This is a genomic window from Pseudomonas sp. PA-4-8C, from assembly GCF_021606625.1.
GTDB classification, from domain to species: Bacteria; Pseudomonadota; Gammaproteobacteria; order Pseudomonadales; family Pseudomonadaceae; genus Aquipseudomonas; species Aquipseudomonas lactis.
Window position 1 is genome coordinate 1 of the sequence record NZ_WKCD01000271.1, and the last position, 7,422, is coordinate 7,422.

General features: G+C 58.8%; 7 protein-coding genes, 1 tRNA gene and 1 pseudogene. 4 read left to right on the forward strand and 5 right to left on the reverse strand.

Going from position 1 to position 7,422, the window contains the following annotated elements:
- Positions 1-91, reverse strand: a 91-nt coding sequence (locus GIW04_RS25415) for an NAD(P)-binding domain-containing protein (RefSeq protein WP_236479310.1), incomplete at its 3' end; no start/stop codon positions are given.
- Between the two features lie 97 nt (positions 92-188).
- Here GIW04_RS25415 and GIW04_RS25420 point away from each other — a divergent pair.
- Entirely contained in the window at positions 189-557 is a 369-nt protein-coding gene (locus tag GIW04_RS25420) for a winged helix-turn-helix transcriptional regulator (protein ID WP_003193365.1), read from the forward strand.
- 55 nt (positions 558-612) lie between these two features.
- Here GIW04_RS25420 and GIW04_RS25425 read toward each other — a convergent pair.
- Positions 613-702, reverse strand: a tRNA-Ser gene (locus tag GIW04_RS25425).
- A 321-nt stretch (positions 703-1,023) separates the two neighbouring features.
- Between GIW04_RS25425 and GIW04_RS25430 the strand changes: the two genes are divergently transcribed.
- The 3 genes from GIW04_RS25430 (at position 1,024) to GIW04_RS25440 (ending at position 3,785) form a co-directional block, all read left to right on the forward strand.
- Positions 1,024-1,716 (forward strand): crotonase/enoyl-CoA hydratase family protein, encoded by a 693-nt coding sequence (locus tag GIW04_RS25430; protein ID WP_003193445.1) that lies wholly within the window; start codon positions 1,024-1,026, stop codon positions 1,714-1,716.
- Between the two features lie 212 nt (positions 1,717-1,928).
- The gene (locus GIW04_RS25435) at positions 1,929-2,651 is read left to right on the forward strand and encodes a 1-acylglycerol-3-phosphate O-acyltransferase (RefSeq protein WP_120248462.1); all 723 of its coding nucleotides are present in this window, start codon (positions 1,929-1,931) and stop codon (positions 2,649-2,651) included.
- A 162-nt stretch (positions 2,652-2,813) separates the two neighbouring features.
- Positions 2,814-3,785 (forward strand): magnesium and cobalt transport protein CorA, encoded by a 972-nt coding sequence (locus GIW04_RS25440; protein WP_003193449.1) that lies wholly within the window; start codon positions 2,814-2,816, stop codon positions 3,783-3,785.
- On the opposite strand, the gene GIW04_RS25445 is transcribed toward GIW04_RS25440, so the two are convergent.
- The 3 genes and pseudogenes from GIW04_RS25445 to GIW04_RS25455 form a co-directional block, all read right to left on the reverse strand.
- Positions 3,782-4,507 (reverse strand): amidotransferase, encoded by a 726-nt coding sequence (locus GIW04_RS25445; protein ID WP_003193450.1) that lies wholly within the window; start codon positions 4,505-4,507, stop codon positions 3,782-3,784. The two genes, GIW04_RS25440 and GIW04_RS25445, sit on opposite strands and share 4 nt — an antisense overlap.
- A gap of 205 nt (positions 4,508-4,712) precedes the next feature.
- A complete protein-coding gene (locus tag GIW04_RS25450; protein ID WP_236479309.1) occupies positions 4,713-6,857 on the reverse strand; it encodes a 3-hydroxyacyl-CoA dehydrogenase NAD-binding domain-containing protein in 2,145 nt (714 codons plus the stop codon).
- A gap of 16 nt (positions 6,858-6,873) precedes the next feature.
- Positions 6,874-7,422 (reverse strand): annotated as a pseudogene (locus tag GIW04_RS25455) (acetyl-CoA C-acyltransferase); the annotation flags it as partial.

Genomic DNA, 7,422 nt, shown 5'->3' on the forward strand with positions numbered 1-7,422 from the left:
AGTTAGCCACTTGCACATCATGGCCTGCGGCAATCATCTTCCGGGCAAGGGTTGCGCCAATGTTTCCTGTCCCAATCACTCCAATTTTCATGAGTTCTCGCTCGTATAGGTTTCGGGTAGGCGCCTACCTTAGGAGAACAGTGAGATAATGATAAGTACACACCAAAAGGTAAGTAACGAACCAAACTATGAACAGTGAACGAGAATGGGACTGTGGCGACCCAAAAAATCGAGTGAAATGGGCTGAAGCAACCATGGAGACCCTCCGTGTACTGGAGGGAAAATGGAAGATAATCATCCTTTGCCAGCTGTTCGCAGCCAAAGGTCCTCTGCGCTTTTCCGATCTTGAAAAGCTCATAGAGGGTATCAACCAGAAAATGCTTATCCAGCAGCTCAAGCAGCTCGAAAAAGACGCAATTGTTCGCCGCACGGTTTACCCGCAGGTTCCACCGAAAGTTGAGTATGAGTTGACCGAGGATGGATACGCGTTAGGGCCGTCGATGCAGGCTTTGATTGAATGGGCCGAACAGAGGCGCAGCCCTTTTGACGAGGCCTAAAACCACAAACCCCCGGCTTTCTTTATGAAAACCAGGGGTTTGTGTTTACTTAATGTGGCGGTGAAGGAGAGATTCGAACTCTCGATACAATTTCTTGTATACACACTTTCCAGGCGTGCTCCTTAAGCCACTCGGACACTTCACCGTATCTCGGCAAACCAGTTCAGTCTGTCGAGGCGCGCTAATGTAGTCGAAAGCCTTGCTGATGGCAAAGGTTTTTTTCAGAATTTTCATGCGGTTAGGCCGCTATGCCATTCACCGCCCGGCTGGGGGTGGTGATTGTGCCATTCTCAGGCATCGGCGGCACGCGTCTGGAGCGCTTGCTGCGCCCTGCTCCGGGGTGTCTACCCTTGGGGATGGGGCAAAAGCCTGACTGGGTAGTCAGTCACGGCGCTTTACCCGCGGGGGCGTGGTGAGTAACGTCTGCGCATCTATCTCTATAACAAGCCCTACAAGGAACCGCGTCATGAGTGAGTTGATTGCCTACCACTTCGAAGACGGTATCGCGACCCTGACCCTGAGCAACGGCAAGGTGAATGCCATTTCTCCGGCGGTGGTCAGTGAGTTTAATGCGGCGCTGGATCAGGCCGAGAAGGATCGGGCGGTGGTGATCATCACGGGCACGCCGGGGATTTTGTCGGGCGGTTATGATTTGAAGGTGATGACCGCCGGCCCTAAAGAGGCAATCAGCCTGGTGACCTCGGGTTCGACCCTGGCGCGGCGGATGTTGGCGCATCCGTTCCCGGTGATTGTGGCCTGCCCCGGTCATGCAGTGGCCAAAGGCGCGTTCCTGTTGTTGTCGGCCGATTATCGGATTGGCGTCGAAGGCCCGTTCAGCATTGGCCTGAATGAAGTGGCGATTGGCATGACCATGCACCACGCCGGTATCGAGTTGGCGCGGGATCGCCTGCGCAAGTCGGCGTTTCAGCGTTCGGTGATCAATGCCGAGATGTTTGATCCACAAGGCGCCCTGCACGCAGGTTTCCTCGACAAGGTGGTTGCACCGGAAGAACTGCAAGCGGCTGCACTGGAAGCGGCACGGCAGTTGAAGAAGATCAATATGAACGCGCACAAGCACACCAAGTTGAAAGTGCGCCGCGCACTGCTCGAAGCCCTGGACGATGCAATCATCCAGGATCAGGGCCATAGCCTGAGCTAAGTCCTACACCTTTCGTGTCCGAGCCCGACCTTGAGTCGGGCTTTTTCTTACCTATGAATGTGAAACTTCCATAACCGCTCTAGTTAGCCGTTATCGGCCCATGTGGAAACATGCGCTTAAACATCGGCTATCTCCTACGTCTGTAGGGCCAATTGCCGAATACAGTGCACATCCGTACACTGCGCCACCTTTTGTCCCGATGGGCCGTGTCGATGCTTTTTCTGTTGCGTATGTTGTTGATGGGCCTGCATTTTATGATCGCCGGCGTGCTGGGTGTGCTGGTCGGTGTGTGCCGGCCGTTCAATCCGGACAACAGCCGTCTCTGCGCTCGCCTCTATGCGTTGCCAGCCATGCGGATCCTGGGCTTGAACGTGAAGGCCGACGTCGACTCGCTGCGCAACAAGCCCGGTACCTGCGTGGTGATCGCCAACCATCAGTCCAACTACGATCTGTTTGTACTCGGCAATGTAGTGCCGCACCGCACGGTCTGCATCGCCAAGAAAAGCCTGAAATGGGTGCCGCTGTTCGGCCAGCTGTTCTGGCTGGCGGGCAATGTGCTGATTGACCGTGGCAATGCGCACAAGGCCCGGCGGGCGATGCTGACCACCACGCATACCTTGCAGCATGAGGACACGTCAATCTGGGTGTTCCCGGAAGGTACGCGCAACCTGGGCAAAGGGTTGTTGCCGTTCAAAAAAGGCGCGTTTCATATGGCGATTGCGGCCGGTGTGCCTATCGTGCAGGTGTGTGTCAGCAATTACGTGACGCAGATGAAGCTCAATCGCTGGGCCAGCGGCAGTGTGCTGATACGCTCGTTGCCGCCGATTCCTACCTGTGGGTTGACGGTGGATGACATTCCTCAGTTGCTGCTGACGTGTCAGACGCAGATGGATGAGTGCATTGCACAGATGGATCGCGAACTGCAACGCGCGTAGGCGCACGCTTAGGGTGACGCGGAGCGTCACGGGCGGCATTCCCACGCAGAGCGTGGGAACGATCAGTGACAGGGGAGTCGGCAATGTCGGTGAGCAACAACGGAACGCCATTCAGGCTAAGCTGCCCAACATCTGTCCTCTTGATAAGAAGTGATCAGCACCATGGGTAGAGTTGTTGCGGCTGCCGTCTACAGCGCCGGTAAGAAAGTCTCGGATATCACCCTCGATGAAGGCGCGGCCTGGGCCGCCAAACCTGGGCACTTTGTGTGGATCGGCCTGGAGGAACCCAGCGCTCAGGAACTGAACAACCTGCAACGCCAGTTCAACCTGCACGAACTGGCGATCGAAGACGCCATGGAAAAACACAGCCGTCCGAAGCTGGAAACCTTCGGCGACGCGCTGTTTATCGTCACCTACTCACCGGTGCGCGAGAACGGCAAGCTGGAGTTTATCGAGACCCATATCTTTGCCGGCAACGGCTACATCATCACCGCCCGCAACGGCCACTCGGCGTCCTACGGTTTTGTGCGCCAGCGTTGTGAGGCGCGCCCGTTGTTGCTGGAGCATGGGGAAGATTTCGTACTCTATGCGTTGCTGGATTTTGTCACCGAAAACTATCAGCCGGTGAGCGAGGCGATCCACGCCGAGATCGATGAGCTGGAGCGTAACGTGCTGTGCAGCTCGCTCAACGAGCGCGATATCCAGCACCTCCACGGCCTGCGCCGCGATGTGTTGCGGCTCAAGCGGCATGTGGCGCCCATGGTAGAGATCAGCCAGGAATTGCAGAAGCTCAGCTTCCCGTTCATCGACAAGAACATGCGCCCGTATTTTCGTGACGTGCAGATCCATGTCACCCGGCAGATGGAAGACCTCACCACTTTGCGCGACATCGCCAGCCAGACCATCGAGATCGGTGTGCTGCTGGAAGCCTCGCGCCAGAGCGTGGTGCAGCGCAAGTTCGCCGCATGGGCGGCGATCCTGGCGTTCCCCACGGCGGTGGCGGGGATTTATGGGATGAACTTCCAGAACATGCCCGAGCTGCAATGGCACTACGGCTATTTTGCGGTGCTCGGGTTTATTACCCTGGGCTGTACCGGGTTATGGGCCAGCTTTAAGCGTTCGGGCTGGCTTTAAGCTTTGGCTTCAGGCTGATGCGCAACGAAGCGCATCATCCATTCCGCCACGGTTACGCCGTGGTGGTCGCGTTCCAGGCTGGCCACGCCGTTGCTGTAGACCTTTTCACCCAGGGTTGTCTGAAGTATTTCCAGCAACTCACGGGAATAGTCGTGAACAAACTCCGGATGGCCCTGGAAGCACAGCACTTGGTCGCCAATGTGATACGCGGCAAACGGGCAGAATTCGCTCGAGGCGATCACGGTGGCATTGTCCGGCAAAGTGGTGACTTGATCCTGGTGACTGATCAATAGCGTCAGTTCCGGCACCTCAGGACTCATCCATGGCGTCTTGGCATCCAGCTTGTAAGCGTGGGTGCCCATGCCCCAGCCCTGGCTGGCACGTTCGGCCTTGCCGCCCAAGAGCAGCGCGAGCAACTGATGGCCGAAGCACACGCCCAGCAGCTTGTCGCCGCGCTCATAACGCGTGAGCAGGTAGGTCTTGAGCGTCTGGATCCAAGGGTCGGTACCGAAGGAATCGGCCTTGCTGCCGGTGATCAGGTACGCGTCAAACACTTCGTCATCCGGTGGGTACTCGCCCTGCACCACGTTGTAGACCACAAACTCGGCGGCAATCGGTTGCTTGGCGAACAGGCGCTTGAACATCTGCCCATAGCCTTGGTACTCATCGATCAAAGCGGGACGCAGAATATCGGTTTCCAGGATGCAGACGCGTAGCGACATAAAAAATACCTGACACGGCGATGGGAATATTGCACACCCAGAGCCTGCCCTGAAATCCCCCCCCAAAGCAAGCCCTCAATGGGCACCCACACACACTGTAGGAGCGAGCTTGCTCGCGAAAAACGTCAACGATAACGCAGGTATCCTGGATAAAAGCGTTGCCTGTGCGTTCTTCGCGAGCAAGCTCGCTCCTACAGTGAAACTTCTAAAACAGCGCGCCTTTTGCGGCTTTTTCCAGCAACAACGCCGGCGGCGAGAAGCGCTCCCCGTACTCCTCGGCGAGGTAGCGGGCGCGGGCGATGAAGTCGTTCAGCCCGTACTGGTTGATAAACTGCAACGCGCCGCCACTCCACGCGGCAAAGCCGATGCCGAAGATGGAACCAACGTTGGCGTCCGCCGTGGACATCAACACGCCTTCCTCCACGCAACGCACGGTTTCGATGGCTTGGATAAACAGCAAGCGGTCGCGCACGTCCTTAGGTGAGATTTGCTTGCCAGGCTGTTCAAAGCGGGTTTTCAGCTCAGGCCACAGGTGCTTCTGGCCGCCAGCGGGATAGTCGTAAAAACCAGCGCCGGCCGCCTTGCCCGTGCGCTTGTATTCGTTGACCAACAGATCAATCACCGCCGTCGCCGGATGGTTCGGCATGGCCTTGCCTTCGGCCTTCAGGTCCTTGGCCGTTTGCTGTCGGATATGGCTCATCAGGCTCAGGGACACTTCATCGGACACCGCCAACGGCCCCACTGGCATCCCGGCCTTGCGCGCTTCGGTCTCGATCATCGGCGCAGCCACGCCTTCGCCGAGCATGGCGATGCCTTCGTTGGTAAAGGTGCCGAATACCCGCGAGGTGAAAAAGCCGCGACTGTCGTTGACCACAATCGGGGTTTTCTTGATTTGCAGTACGAAGTCAAACCCTCGGGCCAGGGTTTCGTCGCTGGTGCGCGCGCCCTTGATGATTTCCACCAGGGGCATCTTGTCCACGGGGCTGAAGAAGTGCCGGCCGAGGAACTTGGCTTGATCGGGCACCGCCGTGGCCAGGCCGCTGATGGGCAAGGTGGAGGTGTTGGAGGCGATCACCGCGTCGGCCCCCACCACGTTTTGCGCCGCAGCCGAGACCTTGGCCTTGAGTGCGCGGTCTTCGAATACGGCCTCGATAATCAGGTCGCAGCCGGCCAGGTCGGCGTCATCCTGCGTAGGATGAATGCGCGCCAGGGTGGTTTCGCGCTGTTCGGCGGTCAATTGCCCACGGCTGACTTTCTTGTCCAGCAATGCGGCTGAATGGGCTTTGCCTTTTTCGGCGGCGGCCAGGGTGATGTCTTTGAGCACCACCTCGATACCCGCACAGGCACTGACATAGGCGATGCCCGCGCCCATCATCCCGGCGCCGAGCACACCGACCTTACGCGTGACGTAGGGCGCATAGCCCTGGGGGCGTGAGCTGCCGGCATTGATTTGGTTGAGCTGGAACCAGAAGGTGCCGATCATGTTTTTTGCCACTTGCCCGGTCACCAGTTCGGTGAAGTAGCGGGTTTCGATCAGGTGCGCGGTATCGAAGTCCACTTGGGCGCCCTCGACGGCGGCACAAAGAATTTTCTCCGGCGCGGGGAAGCAGCCCTGGGTCTTGCTGCGCAAAATCGACGGCGCAATGGCGAGCATCTGCGCGACTTTAGGGTGGGACGGCGTGCCGCCGGGGATCGCGTAGCCCTTGTTGTCCCAGGGTTGCCTGACTTCGGGATTAGCCAGAACCCAGGCACGGGCCTGTGCCAGCAATGCCTCGCGATCCGCCGCCACCTCATCAATCAAGCCCGCTTGCAGGGCCTGGGCAGGCCGGACTTTTTTACCTTCGAGCAAATACGGCAAGGCTTTTTCCAGGCCAAGCATGCGCACCATCCGCACCACGCCGCCGCCCCCTGGCAACAGGCCAAGGGTCACTTCCGGCAAACCCAGTTGCACTGACTTGTCGTCCAGCGCAACCCGGTGGTGGCAGGCCAGGCAAATCTCCCACCCACCGCCCAGGGCCGCGCCATTGATCGCAGCCACCACCGGTTTGCCGAGGGTTTCCAGGCGGCGTAATTGCGCTTTCAATACCAACACACTGTCGTAGAACGCCTTGGCGTGGGTTTTATCGACCTTGATCAGCTCATTGAGGTCGCCGCCGGCAAAAAAGGTTTTCTTGGCCGAGGTGATCACCACCCCGGCGATCTCGTTCTTTTCCGCTTCCAGGCGCGTGAGGGTGGCCGCCATGGCTTCGCGGTAGGCAGCGTTCATGGTGTTGGCGCTCTGGCCGGGCATGTCGAGGGTCAGCACCACGATCTGGTCCTGGCCTTTTTCGTAACGAATGGCATCGGTCATGACAAATTCCTTAGGCTCAGAGGCGTTCGATAATGGTGGCGATACCCATGCCACCGCCGACACACAAGGTGGCCAGGCCGTAGCGTTGCTGGCGCACCTCCAGCTCGTCGAGCAAGGTGCCGAGGATCGCGCAGCCAGTGGCGCCCAAGGGGTGGCCCATGGCGATGGAGCCGCCGTTGACATTGACCCGTGCGGCGTCGATGCCCATGTCCTTGATGAACTTGAGCACCACCGAAGCAAAGGCTTCGTTGACTTCGAACAGGTCGATGTCTTCAACCCGCAGGCCGGCCTTGGCCAGCGCCTTGCGAGTGGCCGGCGCGGGGCCGGTGAGCATGATGGTCGGGTCGGTGCTGGTCACCGCCGTGGCGACAATGCGCGCCCGTGGTTGCAGGCACAGCTCGCGGCCCTTGGCCTCGGAGCCGATCAACATCAGCGCGGCGCCGTCCACGATCCCGGAGCTGTTGCCCGGCGTGTGCACATGGTGGATGCGCTCCACGTGGCTGTAGACCCGCAGCGCGGTGGCATCGAAGCCCATCTGGCCCATCATTTCGAAGCTGGGCTTGAG